Below are 21,981 nucleotides of genomic sequence, written 5' to 3'. Positions count from 1 at the left end.
CCTTGTGAATACCCAGAATCCCCGCGGCCCGTTCGATGACAGTTACCAACGCAGAAGGCGCTCGTGGTCGGCTGTCGCCGACGACGAGCGCCCCGGAATTGCGAAATAGCTACAGCTGAGCCGACTTCCGTGCTATGCAGATTTCCAGACTGCGACGACGGACGGCCGCGGCTGAGTGTTGCCGCCGTCGGGCCAATGCGAGATCGGTGCGTCGGCTGTAGCGTCGTCGCTCTCACCCGGGTGCTGCACACACACCGTGACCCGCTCGTCGCTGACGGTCGGGCCGCAGGTCTCCGCGCCTGCCGGAACCGTCAGGAACTGACGAGTCTCTCCGCGGCGCGGGCCGTCGAGTACCACGGCGAACAGGCCGTCATTGGAATCGAGCGCGTTGCCGTCGGTCGAAATCCACAGGTTGCCCTTGGAGTCGAACGCCAGGTTGTCGGGGCACGAGATGGGGCTGACCTGGCTCTTGTCGAAGCCGCCGTAGTAGGTGTCGGCTTCGTTCGGGTCGCCACAGACCAACAGTAGATTCCAGGTGAACGACGTGCCCGCGTGGTCGTCGTCGAGCTCGAGCACCTGGCCGTTCTTGTTGGTGTTGCGGGGATTGGCCTCATCGACGGCGGCTTTGCCCTCGGTGCCGCGCTTGGAATTGTTCGTCAGTGCGACGTAGACCTTGCCGGTGACCGGGTTGGGCTCGAAGTCCTCCGGACGGTCCATCTTCGTTGCCCCCACCTTGTCGCCTGCCTGACGGGTGAAGACTGCAACCTCCTCGGCCGACATACCGTCGACCAGGGACTTCCCGCGGCCGTCCTCGCCGGTCTCGAGCAGCGGGATCCAGGTGCCGGTGCCGCGGAATTCACCGTCGGACGGCAGGGCGCCCGATCCGTCGATCTCGTCGGGACTATCGCCGGTGAGTGTGGCGACGTACAACGTGCCTGCGTCCAGCAGGGTCAGGTTGTTGCGCATCGCGGCTTGGCCGGTACCGGGCATCATCTTTCGGCTCGAGACGAACTTGTACATGTAGTCGAAGCGCTCGTCGTCGCCGCTGTACGCCACGACGGTGCCGTCGTCGGTGACGTAGATCGTGGCGGCCTCGTGCTTGAATCGGCCGAGCGCAGTGTGCTTGATCGGAGTCGACTGCGGATCCCACGGGTTCACCTCGACGACGTAGCCGAAGCGGTTGACCTCGTTGGGCTCCTGCGCCAGATCGAAGCGCTTGTCGAACCGTTCCCACTGGCGTTCGCTCGCGGCACCCTCGATACCGTAGCGCGAGAGCCGTTCGGCTGCACCGGGATCGGTGACGGCTTCTGCGTTGCCGAAGTACTGGTTGAAGTTCTCCTCGCCGGAGAGCACGGTGCCCCACGGAGTCAGGCCACCCGAGCAGTTGTTGAACGTGCCGAACACCTTCGTTCCGGTGGGGTCGACGCTCGTCTTGAGGAAGTCACTGCCCGCGGCCGGGCCGGTGACGAGAAACTCGGTGGTGCCGGTGATGCGGCGGTTGTACTGGCCCATCGCCGGGGTCAGCTTTCCGGAACCCGATTCGCCCTGCACCTGGACCACCGAAAGTCCGTGTGCAGCAAGGGCGACGTCGAACTGCTCGCGGGTGGGGTTCTCGGCGTCGTAGCCCTTGAACATGGCCGGCTCGGTGGTGTACTCGTGGTTGACCACCAACAGGTGCGCATCGGGGGTGCCCTCGACCGGCAGCAGGCCGGCGAAGTCGTTGTTGAAGCCGAACTGCTTCTCCTGCGCGGCGGCAGTCTGGTTGTCGAAGTCGAATTCCGGTGCCCCGTCGACGACTGCGTCGCCCCAGCGAATGACGATGCCCTGCTCGTAGCCGTCGGAGACTACGACGGCATCTTCGGTGTTCGGTTCCACCGCAACGAAATCCACACCGTCAACCGGAGGGGTGTCGGTGCCCGAGGTACCGGAACCTCCGGTAGCCGACGGCTCGTCGGTGGAGCATGCTGCCAGAGCGCTACCCGCGCCCACGGCGAGCACTGCCATCGCTCCGCCCTTGATCACACCGCGCCGCGACATCGCGGTCTTGACGATGTCGCCGAAGTACTCGCCCTTCGATGTATTGGGAATCTCGTGGAAGCACGCATCACCGCACTTGTACTTGCACGTCAATGTTGATCGCTTGGAGCTTCCGTCGTGAACGGCAAACAAGGGTAATGGCTTCATGCCACGGCACGTTGTCACCCAAAAGCGAAAGTAAAGGAACGTTCAGGTGAAGTCGGAGAGAACGAGGATGCCCTAAGAGCCGATCGTCTGCCACAGCGGATCCCCGGGCCCGATGTCGTAGGTGCACTCACCGGGCCGCGGGTCCGGGACGAAAGCCCACAGCAGTGCGCCCGCGGTACCCGCAGCTCGCTGACCGTCGATCTTCGTCGCGATACTGCCTGCGCGAGCGCCCAGGTCACCACAGGAACCGGCCAACTGGCCGATCTCGCCGACCAGCAGTGGCTTTCCTACTGCCGCGGTCTGGGCGATGCGTCGCTGCAATCCGTTCCACTGGTCCCCGGGAAGGGGCACGCCGTCGGCACCGTAGTCGTGATACTGCAGTACGTCGACGAACGGCGACTCGGCCAGATATTCGTACTCGTCGCCCTGGCTACCGCACTGCCCGCCGCCGGTCAGACCGGCAGTGATCAGGGTGCGGGGATCGATCGCGCGGAGCTGCTCCCCCGCGGTGTCGAAGAACTCGCGCAACACCTGTGCGGCACCGGCGGTGCAGGTTCGCGTGGACCACGAGCACGACGCGTCGGTGCACGAGCTCGTCTCCGGCTCGCCGACCAACTCCCACGCCGCCAGCGCAGGAGAGTCCTTCCACCGATTCACGACGGTCTGCATCCACTGCTGGAAGCTCGTCACCGCGGTCGTCCCGGGCACTGCGGGAGGCGTCGTCCACCCGTCGACGTACCACTGGCGGTCCTTGAAGATGTCTCCCTCGCAGGCCCCGTCCTGTGGCGACAGGACGGGTATCAGAAGCTGATCGTGTGAGGCCGCCGCCGCGAATACCGCGTCCATGGGCCCGAAGTCGAGCGCGCCGCTGAATCGGTTGATCGCCAACGCCTGGAACGCGTCGAATCGGGTCAGCGAATGTGGGGGAAGCGCGCCGAAGTAGCTGTCGAGATCGACCATCGCGCCACAACCGGAATTGACGGACCAATTGGTCGCCAGCTGGTAGGCGTTGAATCCGGTTGGCCACCAGGACTGTCCGTCGAGAGCGAGGCCATCGGTTTCGGCGGTGACGCGAGCACCCACCTCCGGCGCTGCCGCGGCAACGGGCGTGCCGGTGCCGAGTGCGACGATCAGCAACATTGCTGTGCCGACTGCGCACCGTAGAAATTTGGATTCGATCCGCATCGCGTAATGCTAGACGCGGGAACACGCATTTTCGAAGTTACGAATATCGAACGACTCGAGAATTGATCTGCACGGTTCGAGGGTGCTCCGTCGGGTCCTGATCCGCCAACTGGGATTCCCATCGACCGCTCCGCTGATTGGATTCAATTATCCTGTCTCACAGTCGGTTAGTGGCCGAGTTTCCATATTTTCGTATGCGACGTGACGGCAGCCGGGGGCCTGCGCTCCCGAAGTGCGCGATAGTCTCTGAGTTTCCGTTTCATTTATCGAAGGCTGGACTATTTCCCATGCGAATCGTGCGTGTTGCCTCGACTGCGGTGTTGGCCGTAATTCCGGTACTGATGTCTGCTGCAGTTGCCTCGGCGCAGCCAAACGATCAGCAGCCATCAGCAGTGGACGCCGCCGAGTCGGATCGATTCACCTTCGCGGAGTTGGGTCTCGGTGAGTCCACGACCATCGACCTGGCCGGCCCGCGCACCCGGTTGACCGTGCCGGCTCCGGCCGGCACGGTGCCATCGTCGTTGACTGCGATGATCACCACTCCGGCCTGGGTCGACCGCGGGTGGGTCGACGTCGAATCGGACGGTCGACCCATCACCCGAATTCCCCTGGACGACGCCGCGCCCACCACACCGGTGTCGATTCCACTGGACTCGGCACAGACCGTCGACGGGGTGATCGGAATCGATCTGATCCCATCGCTGATACCCGACGATCGGTATTGCGCTGACCTGCAGTCCGATGCGCTGCGACTGATCGACGCGACGGTCGAGTATCGAGGGCAGCCGACTGTGCCCGCCACCATCGCGGAATTCCTGCCGGCCCTGTTGCGCACGCTGACGGTGTTCGTTCCGGCCGAGCCTGATCGGGAAACGATCAGCGCAGCAACCACAGTCGCGACGTCGGTAGTGCATCACTACGGTTCGCAGACGGTCCAGGTGCAGGTACGGCCGGACAGTGAATTGCAGGGGGCCGCCCCGGACGGACCGTTCGAGCGATCGGTAGTGCTGTCGACGAACAGCGATGCCGGTGCCGAATTGATCTATCCGGTGGAACCGGCTCCGCCGCGGCTGTACCTCACCGGTTCGGGATCCGCACTGACCGATCAGGCCCGTCTGATCACGAGCAATCTCGCCGCTATCGCCGTCGCTACCGCAGCGACGGCCGGTCCGTCCGCACCGAATGCCCAGGTTGCACCCGATTCGGTCACGCTCGACCAACTCGGTATCGGCACTGTGACCGGTTCGGGCTCGGCGACCGCCACAGCCGCTGTCTCCATCGATCAGACGCAGCTCGGCCGTTCGGCGTCGAACCTGTCGGTGCACGTGATCGGTAGCTACACCCCCGGCAGCGGATCGGTGCGGGCCAGCATGAACGGGAGCCCGCTCGCGGTCTGGCAGGCCGACGACACCGGTCGACTCGACCGCTGGATCGACATTCCGGATGCCGCCCTCGCTCGCAACGCGACGCTCGACATCTCCGTCGATCATCCCGCAAGTACGAGCACTGGTTGCGCTGCCACAGCGGAGTCGACGGTGACCGTGAACGGTACGACAGTCGTACGATCGGCCGACTCGTCGATACCCGCCCCACTGGGACTCGGATCGATGCCGCAGGCGCTGATGCCGCAATTCGACATCGCGCTGGCCGACGAGTCCTACGCCGGAGCCGTCAGAGCGGTCACCGTGGCGACCGGTCTGCAACGGCTGTCGAGCCGGCCGCTCGTGCCCGAGGTCGTGTCGATGGATCAGGCGCTCGACGGTTCTGCGCCCGCAGTGGTGATCGCCCCGACGGCGGACCTCCCCGACGGGGTGACGCTGCCGCTTTCCTCGGTGGACGAGACGACCTTCCGGATCACCGACCCCGCTGCCGACGGTGCCACCGAACTGACAGTGGACACCGCTGCGCCGTACGCGACCCTGCAGGTGACCTCTGTGCAGAACAAGGCCGTTCTGGTCGGATCCTGGAACTCGACGCCGGACAGTTTCGACGCGATCCTCACCTGGCTCGATGCCGATCCGGCGCGCTGGTTCGGGCTCAGTGGCGACATCGTCTTCGCCGCCCCGGGCACCGAACCGATGGCGTTGTCCAGCACGGCGCTGTCGGGTGCCGACAATGCAGCAGCCGCGGCCGACCCGGGATCGTCCGACTCGTCGACGGTGCTCCTGGTCCGAGTCGGTCTGGCGGTGCTGGCGGCGTCCGCCGTGGCCGCGGTCGTGTTCGTGGTTCGTTCGCGGCGTAAGTCGAGTCGGCGCAGCGGATCGGAATGACCGCAGGATCCGAGGAGACGCGGCCCCTCACGCGTTGGCGGAAGTCACGAAGTGCCGTCGATATTCTGGTCTTCCGCTGGGTGGTACTCGTCGTCTGCGCCGTGCTGGCTTTCTTCCCCACCTGGGTGCGGCTGGCGCGGGAGGCCGCCGCCGGAGCGATCACGGCGTATGTCTTCGTTCTACCGCTCCTCGCCGTCGTTGCAGCGCAGGGCGTTGCGCGGCGCAGGGCCGACGAGTTGCCGATTCACGATCGTCAGACCGACAACATCGTCGGCGGCATCGCCTTGCTGGCGTCCATCGCGATCAAGGGGCTGTGGCTGCCTCGGTACGCCGACCAGTACGAGCTCTCACACTTGGACGTACTTGCGGCATTGGCCTACTTCTTCGGTGGCGCAATTCTGATGTTCGGGCTCCGGCCGGTGGGCCGGTTCTGGTCGGTATGGCTGTTGCTGCTTGCGTTGAGTCCGTTGGGCTATCGCATGGTCGCTGTCGGATTGGGCGGAGGCCGACTCGCCTACGCGGCGGTGCTGGTGCTGCTGGCGGGTATCGCCGGGGCTATTGCTGTCGGCCGGACGAGGCGGCGTGGCTGGTTCGGTTTCGGATGCACCGTCCTGACCGGGCTCTTCCTCGCAGCACTCATGCTGATTCTGTGGCCGCAGATCCGCATTGTCTGGCTGCAGCTCGTTCCGACCGTCGGAGCGGCAACGGTCACCGGGGCGGCCTTCTACGTCGTGGCCCGTCGTGACCGGACCGAGGCGCGCCGGCCACGACGTGTCGCTGTGCCGACTGCCAAGTGGTCGCCGAGTTCCAAGATCGTCGCGATCGGCGCCGCACTGATTCTTTTCTTCATTCCACTGCCCAGCCGTCCGGAAGTATCGATGGCGGCGGGGCCACCGGGGCCGGTATCGACACCCCTTCTGGCCCCGGTCGGTTTCAGCCGAACGGGGATCCAGGAATTCGATTGGGTTCGTTCGTTCTTCGGATCCAAGGCGACTCTGATTCGGCAGACGATGCGTGCCGACGAGGGCAATTCCGCGTGGGACATCCGCGCGAGGCCGCGGACGGTGGTGGTCGACGTGCTGTCCACCACCAATCGCGCCAGTCTGGACGTCTACCCGGAGAGCACGCTCTACCGTCTGTCGGATACTCGCACGAGTCGACCGCTCACCATCGAACTCGGCCGCGGAATCACGGGCACGATGTACACCTCCGTCAGTGACGCGTTGCTACTGACCTGGACCAAAGTGGTATTCCATTGGCAGCGTGGCGATGTGGTGCAACGAGTGACGATCATCAGCGTCGACAATCACGATGCCGATGCAGACTTTCCGCAACCGATGCCCTCGATGGCCTCCAATCTGGGTACTGCGATCGGTACTTTCCTGCGCGGAAATGCGATTTCCGTCGACGACGATCCGGAGTACAAGGACCGGGAGCTCTTGACCAGTTTCGGGACCGGACTCGTTCGAGCGCAGTGGGCACCGACGAACGGCTCGACTCCATGACCGAGACTCCGGCAGGCAGGCGGCCGCCGCCCCCGCGGGTCGGCACGGAGACCGAGCAGTTTCGAGCCGCTGCACTCGACGACGCCATCAACGGCCTGGCCGTTCGAAACCCGTTGGCATCGGCGGCTGTTGCGTTCGTGCCGTGGCAGAAGTACACGGCTATCGGCAGCGTCCTGCTGCTGCTGGCGTGTGCGATCGTTGCTCCCGTCGGGACGCTGCTGGTGGTCACCGTGGTCTGCACCTTCGGATATCTCTTGGCGATGATCGACCGCGTGCTGCTGTTCTCTCGTGGTCTGGACGCCTCGGCGATCGTGACGGTGACCGACGGGGAAGCCTTGGCAATCCCTGATGATCGGTTGCCGCTGTACACGATTCTGGTTCCGGCGTACGACGAGCCCGAGGTGGTCGGTGATCTCATCGCGGCGATGACCGGCCTGGACTATCCCGCCGACAAACTACAGGTCCTTCTCTTGCTCGAGGAAGACGACGAGGTGACCATCGAGGCCGCGGCGCGCAGCGGCGTCAGCGATCTCGTGGACGTGGTTCTGGTGCCTGCCGGTGACCCCCGGACGAAGCCGAAGGCGTGCAATTACGGACTGCATTTCGCCACCGGAACGATCGTGACGATCTTCGATGCCGAGGACCTGCCCGAGAAGCTACAACTACGGCGCGTCGTGGCCGCCTTCGAGCGGTTACCGGACACCGTGGCGTGTGTGCAGGCGAAGCTGGCCTTCCACAACGGTTCTCAGAATTTGCTGACCGGCTGGTTCACCGCGGACTACGCCCTGTGGTTCGGGTACCTGCTACCGGGGTTGATGGCCAGCACCTCACCGATCCCGCTGGGCGGAACCTCCAATCATCTTCGCCGCGACGTGATCGACGAAGTCGGTGCCTGGGATGGATTCAACGTCACCGAGGATGCAGACCTCGGAGTGCGCATCGCAGCCTCGGGCTACTCGACGGCCGTGCTGGATTCGACGACCCTCGAGGAGGCCAACAGTGATCCGATCAACTGGGTTCGCCAGCGATCACGTTGGTACAAGGGATATCTGCAGACCTGGCTGGTGCACATGCGCAGGCCGATGGTGACTGTCCGTGCTCTCGGGCCGGTCGGTACCTATCGCTTCACGTTGCTTCTCGCCGGGACACCGATCACCGCGTGCATCAACATGATCTTCTGGTTCACCACTGCCGCGTGGATTCTCGGCCAGCCGGATCTGATCGCCGAGCTGTTTCCGCCCTACATCTACTACTTCTCGTTGTTGTCGCTGGTGGTCGGCAATATCGCCACCGTCTACATGTATCTGATCGCCAGTCGCGAGAGTGACAACGCCTACCTGCTCGTTCCGAGCCTGACGATGCCGCTGTACTGGGTGATGATGAGTGTGGCGTCCATCAAGGGGTGTTGGCAGCTCGTCCGCAATCCCTCCTACTGGGAGAAAACGTTCCACGGACTGTCCGGCCCCGCTGCTGCTGCCGAGCCCAGCGAGGAGAAGAGCTCATGAGCGTGCGCGCACCATGGGTGGTGTTCGGAAGTGCCGTGGTGGGTTACCTGGCGGTGGGACTGACGCTGAGCCTACGTTTCGGTTACCTCTTGGGCGACGCGTTGTCGCGGACCTCGGCGGCGCAGGCGGTGTTGCTCAGTCGTGATCCGCACGTGTCGGCGATCGGCTTCATCTTCACGCCGTTGACCGCCCTGGCGCAGTTACCCATGGTCGCCTTCGCGTCGTGGTGGCCGTCGATCACCCGCTGGAACGTCTCGGGTATCACGGTGTCGGTGGTGTTCATGGCCGGTGCCGTGGTGATGATTCACGGGATCTGTCGAGACCGTGGACTGCCCGGACGCTACAGCGTGCTGATCACGGCGGTGTTCGCGATCAACCCGATGATCGTCTTCTACGGAGCCAACGGCATGAGCGAGGCCGGCTTCCTGTTCTTCCTCTGCTGGGCCGTGCGACGACTGATCCGCTGGGTGGACTCCGACGACGTCCACGATCTGGTGCTGGCCGGCATCGCTCTGGGTCTGGCGTTCCTGTGCCGCTACGAGGGCGTCGTCCCGATAGCCCTCGCCGCAGTGCTGGTGGCCGTCGTCACCGGATTGCGCCGGGGTCGGAAACACTGGAAAAGCATGCGGCGCAGAGCTGTTCTCGATGCTGTCCTCATCGCCGGACCTGGGACGGCGATGTTCCTGGTGTGGATCGGCACGAGTTGGTTGATCACCGGCGAGGCGCTCGCCCAGCTGTCCTCGAGCTACGGCAACGCCGCGATCCTGACGCAATCCGGCGGGGCCGGCGGAGATCTGCAGAGCACCGTCCTGTTCTCGCTCGGTGCCTTCGTCGCGTTGGGGCCGACGCTGCTGGTGACGCTGCCGCTCGCCGTGGTACTCGCGCTGCGTCGTCGAGACCTCCAATTCGTGGTGGCACCCCTGCTTTTCGGTGGAGTGTTGGCATTCCAGGCCGCGAGCTACATCGTCGGCTCGACATTCGGCTTCCTGAGGTTCTTCATCTGTGCGGTGCCCCTGGCGGCGATTGTTGTGGTGCACCTGTTTCCGGCTGCAGGAGACCGGCCCACCAGGCGGGCCGGCGCATTCCGCAGGCGTCGCCTGGTGCTGCCGCCCTTACGCCCGACAATGGCACTGGCGGCGGTGTCGCTCTGTGTGCTCGCTGTTCCCGTGACCGGATGGGCGATGCTACAGCCGTCATTGTCCAGTCAGCAGTACGCGCTCGGCTACCTCCTCGACGAGGATCCCTCGGCCGACGACGTGGACGCGTCGACGGCGCGGCGCATCATCGATTCCTTCTCCACCGAACGCGAACTGGCGGCGTATCTCGACAGTCAGGATCTTCCCGACGGTTCGATACTGGTCGATACCGTGTACGGGTTCGCCGTCGTAGCCGCGTCGGCACACCCGACGCGTTTCGTGATCCCGTCCGATCTGGACTTCACCGAGATCCTCAACGACCCCGGTCCCGCGGGTGTGCGGTACCTGTTGACGGTGCCCAACGAGGGTCGCGGGGTATCGGACGCGATCAACCGCCGATATCCGACGATCTACGACAACGGTGCCGAGCTCTATCCGCTGGCCCTCGAGGTGCCCAACACCGGTGCCGACCAACCGGATTGGCGACTCTACCGGGTACCCGGCTGAGGGCGGCCGCTACAGGACCTGCGACAGAAACGCCTTCAGTCGGTCGGTGTGCGGGTCGTCGAACAGCTGCTCCGGCGTTCCGGTTTCGACAGCGCTGCCGTGATCCATGAACAGCACCCGATTCGACACCGACCGCGCGAAGCCCATCTCGTGCGTCACCACCACCATGGTCATCCCGCCCTTTGCGAGGTCGGCCATCAGCGCCAGCACGCCCTTGACCAACTCCGGATCGAGTGCCGAGGTCGCCTCGTCGAAGAACATCACCTCGGGCTTCATGGCGAGGGCTCGGGCGATGGCCACCCGCTGCTGCTGGCCACCGGAGAGGTTGCCCGGACGCGAATCCGCCTTGTCGACCAATCCGACCAACTCGAGCTGTTCCATCGCTGCAGCCCGCGCCGCTTCCTTGGACAGTCCGAGCAGCTTGCGTGGTCCGAGCGCGATGTTGTCGGCAACGCTCTTGTGCGGGAACAGGTTGAACTGTTGGAACACCATGCCGATGCGCTGACGCAGTACGTCGGGGTTGTCCTTCAGCACCGACGTACCGTCGAGCAGGATGTCGCCCTGCTCCGGCTCGTGCAGTCGATTGAGGGCACGCAGCAGGGTGGACTTGCCCGATCCGGACGGGCCGATGACCGTGGTCGTCGTGCCTGCCGGAACGTCGATGCTGACCCCGCGCAGTACCTTGTTGGTGCCGAACGAGAGGTGAATGTTCTTGCCTACGAGCGAAACGGAAGTCATGTCAGCCTCTTTCCACGACGGTGGCCTGCTCGACCGGGTCCAGCGTCTGCTCGGACTTCCCGGTGCGCAATCGCTTGTCGATGTAGTTCACGAGATGGGTGAGTGGCACGGTCAACACCAGGTAGAACAGTCCGGCCGCCACGAGCGGAGACAGATTTCCGGTCTGCGCGTTGAGATCTCGGCCGACGGCGAACAGCTCACGTTGAGTGGCCAGCAAGCCGAGGAAGTAGATCAGCGACGAGTCCTTGATCAGGGAGATGAGCTGGTTCATCAGCGCCGGCAGCACGCGTCTGACACCCTGCGGAACGACCACCAGGTTCATCGAGCGACGACGGCTGAAGCCCAGTGCCCGGGCGGCTTCCATCTGTCCGGCCTCGACGCTCTGGATGCCGGAGCGGAAGATCTCACCGATGTACGCCGCGGCGAGCAGTGAGAGTGCGCCGGCACCGAGCCAGTACGGATTACCACCGGTCAGGCTTTGCACCACCGGACCGATACCGAGTCCGATGATCAGGATGACGACGACCGCGGGCAGTCCGCGGAAGATGTCGGTGTAGACGCGGGCGGGCCATCGCAGCCAGCGCGTCCGCGACAGGCCGGCCAATGCCAGCAGCATGCCCAGGACCGTACCGATGATGCCCGACGCCAACGCCAGAATCAGAGTGTTCGGCAGACCCACCTTCAACAGGTCCGGGATGGACGACTTGTACAGCGACCAGTCGAAGAACGTGTCGCCCAGCTGCGCCAGCGTGGATTTCGGCTGGTTGGCAACGGCTTCGGGTGCGTTCGTGGCGTTCTGGGCGGCGATGGCAGCGAAGTCGGGAAGCTCGGGTGCGGGAGCGGCCTTGCTGCCCGGCTCGAAACCGTCGGGCAATTCGCGCGGTACCCAGTCGGAGTACAGCGTCGCCCAGGTGCCGTCTTCGATCACCGCGTCGAGCCCGGAGTTCAGCGCGTCGATCAGCGGCTGATTCTCGCGTGCAACGGCCCAGCCGATGAAGTTGTTCAGCGAGAACGTGTTCTGCGTGATCGCGGTACCGTCCTCGGCCTTGACCAAGCCTTCGGCCTGCTGCGACGGTGCGACCCAGGCGTCGATCTGACCGGTCCGCAGATTCGCGTACGCGGTGTTGTAATCGGGGAACTTCACCGGATCGAGACCGAGCGTGTTCACCACGTAATCGTCCTGCACGGTGCCCTGCACGACGCCGATCCTGGTGCCCGCGTTCAGATCCTCGAATCTGGTGATGGGACCGCCCGCGGTCGCGACGAGGGAGAAGTAACCGAAGTCGTATCCGTTGGTGAACCCGACGGTGTTCCGGCGCTCGTCCGTCGTCGTGATCGAGGACGATCCGACGTCGAAGCGGCGGCCGGCAACCTGCGCGAGCAAACCCGAGAACTCGGTGCCCGAGAAGTTGATCTGCAGGCCCAGTTTCGCGGCGACGGCCTTCAACAGTTCGTTGTCGTAGCCGGTGTACCGGCCCGACGAGTCGAGGCAGATACTCGGCGGTGCGTCGGACAAGGTGCCGACGGTCAGCACGCCCGGCGTCGCCAATCCGAGGGAGCCGGTGTCGATCCGGTCCAGCGGAGTGACGTTCGCCGTCGTGTACTTGTCCTCCGTCGCCGCAGCGGCCGCGGCGTCGAAGTTCGTCGGCGTGGACGACGCACTGTTCACTCCCGGAGGGGAGCACAGGTCGGTTGGACCTGCAGCCGCCTGATCACCGGTGGAGGACGTGCCACACGCCGCGAGCGTGAGGGTCATCAACAGTCCGAGAACGAGAACCACGAGCGCGCGTGAAGCGCGTACGGCAACCATGAACAAAACCCTAAGCGGACCGGGGCCCGTTCACCCAAACGGCCCTCGCGCAAGGGTTTCGCTCATCGAACTGGAGTGGGTTGCGTAACTGGTCGTTCCGCAGGCTCCACTCCTGCCCTTACTTGTTCGCGTCCCGCCATGCGATGGCCTGGCCCAGCTCGGCCAGGTCGTAATCGGGACCGTTGACGCCGACGGTGAACAGGGTGGCTCCGGCGTCGACGAAATCCTGGGCGGTGTCCGCGCCCGGCCACGAGACCGATCGCGTGATACCCGTGACGTCGCGTCCGACGGTGGTTCCGTGCTCGGCGAGGATCTCGGACTTTCGCTTCAAGGCTTCGAGGTCGGCGAAGCTGTGCCAGATGTGCGCGTACTCGGCCACCATCTTCAGAGTCTTCTTCTCACCGCCGCCGCCGATGAGGATCGGGATGTCGCGGGTGGGGGCCGGATTGCCGACGTCGAGGCGGTGTCTGATTCTGCCCAGGCTCTCCTTCAGCAGTGCCAGACGCGAGCCGGCTGTGCCGAATTCGTAGCCGAAGTTGTCGTAGTCCTTCTCGTTCCAGCCGGCACCGATGCCGAGGATCAACCGTCCGCCACTGATGTGGTCGACGGTGCGCGCCATATCGGCCAGCAGGTCCGGGTTGCGGTAGCCGCCGCCGGTGACGAGTGCGCCGATCTCGACGTTCGACGTCTGCTCGGCCCAGGCGCCCAGCATCGTCCAGCACTCGAAATGCGCACCGTCCAGATCGCCGTAGAGAGGGTAGAAGTGATCCCAGTTGAAGACGATGTCGACGCCCGCATCCTCGGAGCGCAACACGGCATCGCGAATCAGCTGGTAGTCAGGGGCGTGCTGGGGCTGAAGCTGGACACCGATCTTGACGGTCATGTGCGTCTCCTCGTCGTGTGGTCTGTGACTCCATGATGCACCTCACCCGGGCTAGCCGATCCGGATGCCGCTCTCGGCCATCGTGGCTCGGAGCACGAACCCGGCCTCGGAACCGATGATCTCGCCGACGAGGGTGATGTAACGGTCGACGAACGGGCCACCGTGCTGCGGCTCGTCCTCGTTCCCGAAGTGATGCGCCAGCTCGTGCAAGATGACCAATTCCCTCAGCGCCCACGCCTTGTTGCCCCGATGCAGGGGGACGGCAATGGTGGCGGTGTCGCGTTCGTAGTGGGCCGCAGCCGAACCCGACCTGGCCCGCACAGTGATGGCGCGACCGGCCTCGGACCACGTGGCCGCGATCCAGTCCAGGGCGAGCACTGCATCGACATACGTCTGTACCGACTCGAGCGAGGCGAACTTGCGCTCGATCGGCAATGTGATCTGCGAGCCCATCACCTGCACGACGCGCATGTCCCGCTCCTCGGCGCGATCGAACATGGTGCGCACCCACCCTTCGGCGTCGTACACCGCGGATCGTTGGATGTCTTTCGTGGCCACGGTCGCGAGCTTATTCGCGTACCGCTCCCGCGCGTCCACGAGCGAACCTGTAGGCGTTTGCCTTTGAACCCACGGGATCTGTCGACACCCGTCGTCGACTTTCGACCCGGTAATGATAACTGTTATCATTCGCAAGACTTCGGTGGGATCCGTGCCTGTTCGGGTGATATATATTGCCACTTGTGCATATGACGGCGGATCGGTTGCCGTACAACGAAGGGAAGTGCTGAACATGTTCGGACCGTTTCTGGTGAAAGCAGCATCGACATTGGTCACCGGTGTAGTGGGCGTCGCCGCCTACAACGGAGCGAAGGGACTCGTCGAGCGTGCGCCGCTGCGCGATGCTGCAGTCGGTGTGACCTCGCTGTCCATCCGAGGCATGCGCAAGGCCGAGCTGCGGGCCGAGTCGGCACGCTTGGCCGCGGCCGACATCATCGCCGAAGCGAAAGAGAAGAACGGCGAGCAGGTCACTCCTCCGGTGCAGTCCGCGCCGCACGACCACGACCACTGATGACGGGACACGCCACTACGGACCTGCTCGATCCGTCGACGCGCGATGCGACGGTCGCCGTCCGCGCCGATTCCGACCGGACGACCATCACCGTGCGATCCGACGCCGCGGGACGCATCCGGCTGATCGTGCCGGCATTGACAGGCAGTATCGCTCGGGCGGTCGCGGTCGAGGATGCATTGACCGCTGTTCCAGGCGTACGCGCCGCACATGCCTATCCCCGAACTGCGAGCGTGGTGATCTGGTACGCGAGTGGCCGTGTCGATCGAAGCACCTTGTTCGAGGCCGTCGATCGCGGTTCCTCGGTGCCGCTCTCGGCACCGGCCGATCGGATTCCGCATTCGGCCGAGGTCAGTAGCGGAGACATCATCAGGATGGCGGTCGGCGGAACAGCGCTGCTGCTGTTGGGAATTCGACGCTACGGGTTCTCGCGTCCCCCGATGCTCGGCCCCACCAGTCGCGTCGTTGCCAGTGGCGTCACGATCTTCACCGGATACCCTTTTCTCAGGGGAGCGTTGCGATCGTTGAGTGGACGCAAGTCCGCCGGAACGGATGCACTCGTCTCCGCCGCCACCATCGCCAGCTTGTTGTTGCGCGAGAACGTCGTTGCACTGACCGTGCTGTGGCTGCTGAACATCGGGGAGTACCTGCAGGATCTCACGCTGCGTCGTACCCGACGGGCGATTTCCGCGCTCCTTGCAGGCAGTCAGGACACCGCGTGGGTACGCGGGCCCGAAGGCCTGGAGATCTCCGTCGACATCACGTCGTTGGTGATCGGCGACGAAGTCGTGGTTCACGAGCAGGTTGCCATTCCTGTGGACGGGATCGTCTGCGACGGCGAGGCCGTGGTGGACCAGGCAGCGATCACCGGTGAGAACCTCCCGGTCACGTTGAACGTGGGTGATCGCGCCTACGCGGGATCAGTGGTGGTGCGCGGGCGAATCGTGGTTCGCGCCAACGCCGTCGGGCATGAGACCGCTCTCGGCCGCATCATCTCGCGGGTCGAGGAAGCGCAAGAGGACAGGGGACGTATTCAGACGGTCGGCGACAACTTCTCGCGGAGATTCGTCCCGGCATCGTTCGCCCTCTCGGCGCTCACTCTTCTGGTGACTCGCGACGTGCGGCGGGCCATGACGATGCTGTTGGTCGCTTGCCCCTGTGCCGTCGGTCTGTCCACCCCCACAGCCATCAGTGCTGCGATCGGCAACGGTGCGCGCCGCGGCATGCTGATCAAGGGCGGATCGCACCTCGAGCAGGCCGGACGAGTGGACGCCATCGTGTTCGACAAGACCGGGACCTTGACGGTGGGCCGACCGGTAGTGACCAATGTGGTGTCCTTCCATGCCGACTGGGATCTCGAAAAAGTTCTCGCATATGCGGCCAGTTCGGAAATTCACTCCCGCCATCCGCTCGCCGCTGCGCTGATTCGCAGTACCAGGGAGCGGCATATCGAGATCCCCGCACACGAGCGATGCGAGGTTGTCGTGGGGATGGGCATGCGGACCCTGTCCGGCGACCGGACCATGCTTCTCGGTAGCCAGCCGTTGCTCGCATCGGAGAACGTCGGCATGTCCACAGAGGCGCTCGATTGGGTCGATCGGCTGCAGCGCAAGGCCGAGACCCCGCTGCTGCTCGCAGTGGACGGGATACTCGTCGGGCTGGTCAGCCTGCGCGACGAAGTGCGGCCGGAGTCGAGGAGGGTGCTCGAAGAACTCCGAGCGTCGGGCGTTCGAAAAATTGTCATGTTGACCGGTGATCACCCCAAGACCGCCGCCGCAGTGGCTGCCGAACTGGGTATCGAACAATGGCACGCCGAAGTGCTGCCCGACGACAAATTGGCGATGGTGAGGCAGCTGCAGGACCAGGGCCATATCGTCGCGATGGTCGGAGACGGAACAAACGATGCGCCCGCTCTCGCTGCCGCAGACATAGGCATAGCGATGGGCATTGCGGGCACGGACGTGGCGGTCGAAACCGCTGACGTCGCGTTGTCGGGCGACGAACTTGGCCGATTGCTCGATCTTCGTGAACTCGGCGGCCACTCACTCGATGTGATCAAGCAGAACTATGCGATGTCCATCGCCGTGAACGCGATCGGTCTGCTCGTCGGTGCCGGTGGTGCGCTGTCTCCGGTGTTGGCTGCAGTGCTGCACAATGCGTCGTCGGTCGCGGTGGTCGCCAACAGCGCCCGCTTGATCCGGTACCGGTTGGACTAGTTCGGACACGAGGCAGAAGGGTGCAGTACATGAGCACGAGGACCGACAGGTCGTCGGCGCGGTGGCAGTGGTCGTTTCTCGTCGATCTGGGGCGGGCCACCCCCACGGTCCGATTGCTCGTCCTGACCCAGATGACTTTCAACATCGGCTTTTTCATGGTGTTGCCGTATTTGTCGGTGCATCTGACGAGCGATCTCGGACTCGGGGCAGCGCTCGTCGGAGTGGTCCTCGGAATCAGAACGTTCTCGCAACAAGGATTGTTCTTCGTCGGTGGCACTCTCGCCGATCGGTGGGGAATCAAGCCGGTCGTCCTCGTCGGTTGTGTGTTGCGAGTTCTGGGCTTTCTCGGATTAGCGGTGTTCGATTCCCTCTCCGGCGTCCTGGCCGCCACCGTCTTGGTGGGGTTCGCCGCGGCATTGTTCTCTCCCGCAGTGGAATCCGCCGTGGCAATCGAGGCGGGCAAATGCGAGCGCGATGGCGGGCCGACGCGGGTGGAGACGTTCGCGCTGCTGTCGGTGTGCAGTCAGATCGGTTCGTTCACCGGCCCGCTCGTCGGATCGGTGTTGCTGCTGGCCGACTTTCGAATAGCGTGTCTCGTCGCTGCGGCCGTCTTCGTGCTCGTCATCGCCGCCCACGCGGTGTGGTTGCCGCGCGAACCCGGCGAACATCGTGACGATCCCTGGCTCTCCGGCTGGACCGATGTGGTGCGCAACAGAACGTTCGTGCTGTTCGCGGTGGCGATGAGCGCACAACTGGTGGCCTACAACCAGCTGTACCTGCTGCTCCCGCTCGAGGTGGAGCGCGCCTGGGGATCGCAGACGGTGCTGGGTTGGTTCTTCGCGATCTCCGCAGTACTCGTGGTCTCGACCCAACTGCCGATCACCCGACGCGTCGCACAATCGGCACCGCGGATCACGCTGCCGATCGGATTCGCCGTCATGGCAGCATCTTTCGTCCTGGTTGCCCTCACCGCACCGCTCGAACTGCACGGTGTGGTCGGTCTCGTTCCGGCCGCGCTGTTCGTACTCCTGCTCGCTCTGGGGCAGATGATCGCCATGCCCCAGGCCAGGGACCTGGTGCCGCGCATGGCAGCCGAACGTCGCCTCGGGTCCTATTACGGATTCATGGCCTCGCTCGGCGGCATCGGCGTTCTCATCGGATCGATCGCAGTGGGAGCGGTGATCGACGCCGCCCCCGACACCGGTTGGGGCGCAGCGATCCCGTGGCTGGTCGCTGCGTTGTTCCCCATTGCCAGTGTCATCGGACTCCGTGTGGTGCTGAAGCGACTGGACTGAGTTCCGCCCCACCCCCGTCTCCGCCGCCCCACCCCCGTTTCCGCCGCCCCACCCCAGTCTCCGCCGCCCTACCCCCATGTCCGCAAACGCGCGCGCGTTCGTCATACGCGTGCAGATTCGCTTCCGATTCGCAGCGATTCCGCACGCACCTGGCAAATGCGCGCGCGTTTGCGCCTCACCGCCCCGACTACACCCGAATCCGCAGCACCGCGATTCGCCCGTCCGGTGTCATCTCGAAGTAGAACGACAGGTTCACCGGGCTGCCGGGGAAGTCACCCGAAATCTGTGCGGTCGCCGTATGGCCCGCGCCCGAGTCGACGGAGGAGAGGACGGCGTAGTGCACCTGCGGCACCTCGGTTCGCCAGCGGCGGATCTCCTCGATGCCGTGGTGCTCGTGGCCTTCGTCCTCCACCACCGCGTCGGGTGTGAACTGGGCGAAGTAGGGCTCGGAGTCGGTCTGGGTCGCGAGCTCGAAGTAGCGGTCGATGATCTGTGATTCGGTCATGAACCCAGCGTCATCTCTCCCCCATCAGGAGAGTCAACTCTCCCCCACCGGGAGGGGTGAGAATATCGGCATGAACGGATTGCTGACGATCGGTGAGTTCTCTCGGATCACTCACTTGTCCGTCAAGACGCTGCGTCGCTATCACGAGTCGGGTCTGCTCGAGCCCGCGACCGTCGACGGTTTTTCCGGCTACCGGTACTACGCCACCGATCAGGTCGCGACGGCGCAGATCATCAGTCGGTTCCGCAGCATGCAGATGCCCGAGCGTGAAGTGCGAGCGATCATCAGCACTCCGGATTCCGACGCACGGGCCCAGTTGATCACGGAACATCTCACCCGGCTCGAGCGTCGATTGGACGACACTCGCTCAGCGGTGACGGCGCTGCGGCGGCTGCTCGACCCGACCCCGCCGACCATCGAGGTGCGCCGCATTCTCACCGAGCCATGCTCCGTCGCAGCTATTTCGGCGATGGTCGATGCACCGGATGTGCTCGAGTGGTACAGCCTCGCGATGGCCGAGATCGATGCGGCCGTGGGGCGATCCGATGGTCCTCCAGGTGGAATGTACGACAACGAGTTGTTCACCGAGGGCCGCGGAGTCATGACGGTGTACGTGCCGACCGCAGATATGCTGTTCAGCAACAGGATTCGGCCGATGACGCTGCCGCCCACCGAATTCGCCGTCACGGTCCATCACGGCCCGCACGACGATATAGACGTCACGTACGGCGCACTCGGGGTGTATGTCGAGACGAATGGTTTGGCGATCGCGGGCCCGGTACGCGAGGTCTACGCCGTCGGCCCGCGCGATACCGAGAACTCGACGCTGTGGCGCACGGAAATCGGCTGGCAGGTGTTCGCGGCATCACCGACCACCCGGTAGTCAGCGACCCAGCTGCCTGCTTGCTCCGTCGATTTCGGCGTGTGTGCCGATTTTCGCGTTGCGCCCCGCTCGGTCTCCGGCCTTGCGGGCACCCTCCGAGTATCCGGCGTTCGCGCTCTGTCCGCGCCAGTGTCCGCGCGCCGTCGAGGTCTGTCGATAGTAGTCACGGAGCTCGATCTCCTTGTTGCGCAGCACGAGTGCTGTTCCCGCCCCCTGCTGCTCCTGGGCAATGGCCTTGGCTTCGGTGTCCTTCTTGACCTCGCCGAGGCGTTGGCCGATTCTGGCTGCGAATGCGGTCTGGAAGTTCAGTCGCGCCGTCACGGCGGCAACCGGGACTTCCTCACGTCGGGTGTAGCGGCGGCGATTCTTCACCTCGGTGACGGTGCGGATGGCCGTCTCCGACTTGTAGGCACCGGACTTGATGTACGCGTCCGATGCTCGAACCATCTGGATCAGAAGGGACGAGTAGAGCGCCTCGGTGGTTTCGATATCGGAGTCGAAGCCGTAGGCGAACACTTGCGTCGACGATCTGGCCACATCGCACTGGACGTCGTTGGCATGCGCGATCGCGACGAACAGTTGGACGTAGGTCTTCAGTCCGCGCTTGCCCGGTTCGCCGATGGGGATCACTTTCTGACTCGGCGTCGCCTGCCGCTCCCGCGACGCGCTGTGCGAGCGAGCCACCGCGAGATCGACCGATGCCGACGTGGCCAAACGCTGAGCTGCCTCCATGAAGGCCTCGGCCTCGTGCGGATTGTCGGTGGACTCGGCCTGGCGCAACAGCCCGCCGATCCGCGTCAGCATCTTGTCCGAACTCATGGGCGAGAGGCTACCGGCAGCCTCTGACACGTCCGGGTTGACCGATTCAGGAACGCCATAATGACCACCCCGGGCTGAGTTGTGTGCCACAGTACGCAGCGACATATGTGTCGGGGGGCTTCACTGCGCGATTCTGCGTGCCGATCTCCGGGCGCATACAACCGCGTAGAAGTTAGTGGAGATAACACATGGCGTCTTTGATCACGAAGGTGGCGGTGGTTGCAACGGCAGCCACGCTGCTGACGCTCACCGGATGTTCGAGCGACAGCGGAACGAGCGGCGATTCGGGTGCTGCATCCGAAAATGCCGACGGCCGTGGACCTATCACCTATGTCGAGGGACAGGACACCACCGAGACCGGTGTCGTTCAGCAGATCATCTCGGAGTGGAACGCCAACAACCCCGACCAGCAGGTCACCTTCAAGGAACAGTCCGCCGACGCCGATCAGGCCCACGACGACTTCGTTCAGCAGCTCCAGGCGCAGCAGAGCGACTACGACGTGATGGCGCTCGACGTCGTGTGGACCGCCGAGTTCGCTGCCAAGGGTTGGCTCGTGCCGCTCGAGGGTGAATTCGCACTCGACAACGCAGGCGTTCTGCCCGCGACCGTGGCGAGTGCGACCTACAACGGCACGCAGTACGCCGCACCGAAGAACACCAACGGCGGACTGCTGTACTACCGCAGTGATCTGCTCCCCGAGGCGCCCACCACCTGGGCTGAGCTCACCGAGGACTGCCAGGTCGCCAGGGACAACAACATCGACTGCTACGCCGGGCAGTTCGCCCCGTACGAAGGTCTGACGGCCAATGCGTCGGAGATCATCAACGCGCACGGCGGATCGATCGTCGCCGAAGACGGCAAGACCCCCACCGTCGACAGCCCGGAGGCCAAGGCCGGACTGCAGACCCTCGTCACCGCGTTCGAGACCGGCGTCATCCCGGCCCAGGACACCACGTTCAAGGAGTCCGAAAGCCAGCAGGCGTTCCAGGACGGTCAGACGTTGTTCCTGCGTAACTGGCCGTACGTCTACGGCACCGCGGCGGAGGAGGGTTCGGTTGTGGCCGGCAAGTACTCGGTCGCACCGCTTCCCGGTGTCGACGGAGTCGGCACCTCGACGCTCGGCGGATACAACGCCGCGATCAGTGCGTACTCCGAGAACAAGGCCACTGCTGCCGACTTCCTGCGATTCCTGCAGGGCGAGCAGGCTCAGCGCATCATCGCCGAGGGTGCACTGCCGCCCGTGCTCTCGTCGCTGTACGACGATCCCGCACTGATCGCCGCGATGCCGTACCTTCCCGCATTGAAGGCATCCATCGAGAACGCAGTTCCGCGCCCCGTCACCCCGTTCTATCCGGCCGTCTCGAAGGCCGTGCAGGACAACGTTTCTGCCGCCATCAAGGGTGAGAAGAGCGTGGACCAGGCGATCGCGGACATGCAGGCCGGTATCGAAACCGCCGGCGCCAACTGATT

At 64.5% G+C, this 21,981-nt stretch carries 17 protein-coding genes; 9 read left to right on the top strand and 8 right to left on the bottom strand.

Annotation, left to right across the window (positions count from 1 at the left end; translation table 11 throughout):
- Positions 1 to 132: 132 nt before the first annotated feature.
- Together RHODMAR_RS03905 and RHODMAR_RS03900 are read right to left on the bottom strand one after the other, a co-directional pair.
- A complete protein-coding gene (locus tag RHODMAR_RS03905) occupies positions 133 to 2,184 on the bottom strand; it encodes a PhoX family protein (protein ID WP_042937886.1) in 2,052 nt (683 codons plus the stop codon).
- Between the two features lie 72 nt (positions 2,185 to 2,256).
- Positions 2,257 to 3,324, bottom strand: a complete 1,068-nt coding sequence (locus tag RHODMAR_RS03900) for a cellulase family glycosylhydrolase (protein WP_008711493.1) — start codon at positions 3,322 to 3,324, stop codon at positions 2,257 to 2,259.
- A 332-nt stretch (positions 3,325 to 3,656) separates the two neighbouring features.
- On the opposite strand from RHODMAR_RS03900, the gene RHODMAR_RS03895 reads away from it, so the two are divergent.
- From RHODMAR_RS03895 to RHODMAR_RS03880, 4 genes are read left to right on the top strand one after another with little or no spacing between them, the layout of a single operon-like run.
- Positions 3,657 to 5,639 (top strand): hypothetical protein, encoded by a 1,983-nt coding sequence (locus tag RHODMAR_RS03895; RefSeq protein WP_042937881.1) that lies wholly within the window; start codon positions 3,657 to 3,659, stop codon positions 5,637 to 5,639.
- Positions 5,636 to 7,144, top strand: a complete 1,509-nt coding sequence (locus RHODMAR_RS03890) for a YrzE family protein (protein ID WP_008711489.1) — start codon at positions 5,636 to 5,638, stop codon at positions 7,142 to 7,144. Before RHODMAR_RS03895 ends, RHODMAR_RS03890 begins: the two co-directional genes overlap by 4 nt.
- A complete protein-coding gene (locus RHODMAR_RS03885; protein WP_008711487.1) occupies positions 7,141 to 8,649 on the top strand; it encodes a glycosyltransferase in 1,509 nt (502 codons plus the stop codon). The genes RHODMAR_RS03890 and RHODMAR_RS03885 overlap by 4 nt, the downstream gene beginning before the upstream one ends.
- Complete coding sequence (locus RHODMAR_RS03880; RefSeq protein ID WP_008711486.1) at positions 8,646 to 10,292, top strand: ArnT family glycosyltransferase; 1,647 nt, start codon at positions 8,646 to 8,648, stop codon at positions 10,290 to 10,292. Before RHODMAR_RS03885 ends, RHODMAR_RS03880 begins: the two co-directional genes overlap by 4 nt.
- A 9-nt stretch (positions 10,293 to 10,301) precedes the next feature.
- On the opposite strand, the gene RHODMAR_RS03875 is transcribed toward RHODMAR_RS03880, so the two are convergent.
- From RHODMAR_RS03875 to RHODMAR_RS03860, 4 genes are all read right to left on the bottom strand, one after another.
- Complete coding sequence (locus tag RHODMAR_RS03875) at positions 10,302 to 11,030, bottom strand: amino acid ABC transporter ATP-binding protein (protein ID WP_008711484.1); 729 nt, start codon at positions 11,028 to 11,030, stop codon at positions 10,302 to 10,304.
- 1 nt (position 11,031) lies between these two features.
- Positions 11,032 to 12,840 carry an ABC transporter substrate-binding protein/permease gene (locus tag RHODMAR_RS03870; RefSeq protein WP_008711481.1) on the bottom strand — a complete coding sequence of 603 codons (1,809 nt, stop codon included), beginning with the start codon at positions 12,838 to 12,840 and terminating at the stop codon, positions 11,032 to 11,034.
- A 118-nt stretch (positions 12,841 to 12,958) separates the two neighbouring features.
- The gene (locus RHODMAR_RS03865) at positions 12,959 to 13,723 is read right to left on the bottom strand and encodes an LLM class F420-dependent oxidoreductase (protein WP_008711479.1); all 765 of its coding nucleotides are present in this window, start codon (positions 13,721 to 13,723) and stop codon (positions 12,959 to 12,961) included.
- A gap of 51 nt (positions 13,724 to 13,774) precedes the next feature.
- The gene (locus RHODMAR_RS03860; protein ID WP_042937915.1) at positions 13,775 to 14,281 is read right to left on the bottom strand and encodes a TIGR04338 family metallohydrolase; all 507 of its coding nucleotides are present in this window, start codon (positions 14,279 to 14,281) and stop codon (positions 13,775 to 13,777) included.
- A 232-nt stretch (positions 14,282 to 14,513) separates the two neighbouring features.
- On the opposite strand from RHODMAR_RS03860, the gene RHODMAR_RS03855 reads away from it, so the two are divergent.
- The 3 genes from RHODMAR_RS03855 to RHODMAR_RS03845 are packed head-to-tail and all read left to right on the top strand — an operon-like array spanning position 14,514 to position 18,303.
- Complete coding sequence (locus RHODMAR_RS03855) at positions 14,514 to 14,792, top strand: DUF1490 family protein (RefSeq protein WP_008711474.1); 279 nt, start codon at positions 14,514 to 14,516, stop codon at positions 14,790 to 14,792.
- Positions 14,792 to 17,008 carry a heavy metal translocating P-type ATPase gene (locus RHODMAR_RS03850; RefSeq protein WP_008711472.1) on the top strand — a complete coding sequence of 739 codons (2,217 nt, stop codon included), beginning with the start codon at positions 14,792 to 14,794 and terminating at the stop codon, positions 17,006 to 17,008. Before RHODMAR_RS03855 ends, RHODMAR_RS03850 begins: the two co-directional genes overlap by 1 nt.
- A 29-nt stretch (positions 17,009 to 17,037) precedes the next feature.
- Complete coding sequence (locus tag RHODMAR_RS03845) at positions 17,038 to 18,303, top strand: MDR family MFS transporter (protein WP_042937912.1); 1,266 nt, start codon at positions 17,038 to 17,040, stop codon at positions 18,301 to 18,303.
- Positions 18,304 to 18,490: 187 nt separating this feature from the next.
- Here the strand turns inward: RHODMAR_RS03845 and RHODMAR_RS03840 are convergent, their stop codons facing one another.
- Positions 18,491 to 18,808 (bottom strand): nuclear transport factor 2 family protein, encoded by a 318-nt coding sequence (locus RHODMAR_RS03840; protein ID WP_008711468.1) that lies wholly within the window; start codon positions 18,806 to 18,808, stop codon positions 18,491 to 18,493.
- Between the two features lie 70 nt (positions 18,809 to 18,878).
- On the opposite strand from RHODMAR_RS03840, the gene RHODMAR_RS03835 reads away from it, so the two are divergent.
- Positions 18,879 to 19,691 carry a MerR family transcriptional regulator gene (locus RHODMAR_RS03835; RefSeq protein ID WP_081605889.1) on the top strand — a complete coding sequence of 271 codons (813 nt, stop codon included), beginning with the start codon at positions 18,879 to 18,881 and terminating at the stop codon, positions 19,689 to 19,691.
- Here RHODMAR_RS03835 and RHODMAR_RS03830 read toward each other — a convergent pair whose 3' ends face one another.
- On the bottom strand, positions 19,692 to 20,510 hold the full coding sequence (locus tag RHODMAR_RS03830; protein WP_042937907.1) for a DUF2786 domain-containing protein: 819 nt from the start codon (positions 20,508 to 20,510) through the stop codon (positions 19,692 to 19,694). It lies immediately after the preceding gene.
- Between the two features lie 188 nt (positions 20,511 to 20,698).
- Here RHODMAR_RS03830 and RHODMAR_RS03825 point away from each other — a divergent pair, with 188 nt between their 5' ends.
- Positions 20,699 to 21,979: an ABC transporter substrate-binding protein gene (locus RHODMAR_RS03825; protein WP_008711462.1), complete on the top strand. Its 1,281-nt coding sequence runs from the start codon at positions 20,699 to 20,701 to the stop codon at positions 21,977 to 21,979.
- Positions 21,980 to 21,981: the final 2 nt, after the last annotated feature.

The sequence above is a fragment of the Rhodococcus sp. AW25M09 genome (assembly GCF_000333955.1).
Lineage (GTDB): Bacteria > Actinomycetota > Actinomycetes > Mycobacteriales > Mycobacteriaceae > Rhodococcoides.
The sequence above is the reverse complement of the archived record's forward strand: the minus strand, read 5'-3'. Positions and strand labels throughout refer to the sequence as shown.

What these genes read in the sequence shown, in the direction of transcription:
- RHODMAR_RS03905 (WP_042937886.1), bottom strand. Translation starts at nt 2,184, where the DNA reads ATGAAGCCATTACCCTTGTTTGCCGTTCACGACGGAAGCTCCAAGCGA.
- RHODMAR_RS03900 (WP_008711493.1), bottom strand. Translation starts at nt 3,324, where the DNA reads ATGTTGCTGATCGTCGCACTCGGCACCGGCACGCCCGTTGCCGCGGCA.
- RHODMAR_RS03895 (WP_042937881.1), top strand. Translation starts at nt 3,657, where the DNA reads ATGCGAATCGTGCGTGTTGCCTCGACTGCGGTGTTGGCCGTAATTCCG.
- RHODMAR_RS03890 (WP_008711489.1), top strand. Translation starts at nt 5,636, where the DNA reads ATGACCGCAGGATCCGAGGAGACGCGGCCCCTCACGCGTTGGCGGAAG.
- RHODMAR_RS03885 (WP_008711487.1), top strand. Translation starts at nt 7,141, where the DNA reads ATGACCGAGACTCCGGCAGGCAGGCGGCCGCCGCCCCCGCGGGTCGGC.
- RHODMAR_RS03880 (WP_008711486.1), top strand. Translation starts at nt 8,646, where the DNA reads ATGAGCGTGCGCGCACCATGGGTGGTGTTCGGAAGTGCCGTGGTGGGT.
- RHODMAR_RS03875 (WP_008711484.1), bottom strand. Translation starts at nt 11,030, where the DNA reads ATGACTTCCGTTTCGCTCGTAGGCAAGAACATTCACCTCTCGTTCGGC.
- RHODMAR_RS03870 (WP_008711481.1), bottom strand. Translation starts at nt 12,840, where the DNA reads ATGGTTGCCGTACGCGCTTCACGCGCGCTCGTGGTTCTCGTTCTCGGA.
- RHODMAR_RS03865 (WP_008711479.1), bottom strand. Translation starts at nt 13,723, where the DNA reads ATGACCGTCAAGATCGGTGTCCAGCTTCAGCCCCAGCACGCCCCTGAC.
- RHODMAR_RS03855 (WP_008711474.1), top strand. Translation starts at nt 14,514, where the DNA reads ATGTTCGGACCGTTTCTGGTGAAAGCAGCATCGACATTGGTCACCGGT.
- RHODMAR_RS03850 (WP_008711472.1), top strand. Translation starts at nt 14,792, where the DNA reads ATGACGGGACACGCCACTACGGACCTGCTCGATCCGTCGACGCGCGAT.
- RHODMAR_RS03845 (WP_042937912.1), top strand. Translation starts at nt 17,038, where the DNA reads ATGAGCACGAGGACCGACAGGTCGTCGGCGCGGTGGCAGTGGTCGTTT.
- RHODMAR_RS03840 (WP_008711468.1), bottom strand. Translation starts at nt 18,808, where the DNA reads ATGACCGAATCACAGATCATCGACCGCTACTTCGAGCTCGCGACCCAG.
- RHODMAR_RS03835 (WP_081605889.1), top strand. Translation starts at nt 18,879, where the DNA reads ATGAACGGATTGCTGACGATCGGTGAGTTCTCTCGGATCACTCACTTG.
- RHODMAR_RS03830 (WP_042937907.1), bottom strand. Translation starts at nt 20,510, where the DNA reads ATGAGTTCGGACAAGATGCTGACGCGGATCGGCGGGCTGTTGCGCCAG.
- RHODMAR_RS03825 (WP_008711462.1), top strand. Translation starts at nt 20,699, where the DNA reads ATGGCGTCTTTGATCACGAAGGTGGCGGTGGTTGCAACGGCAGCCACG.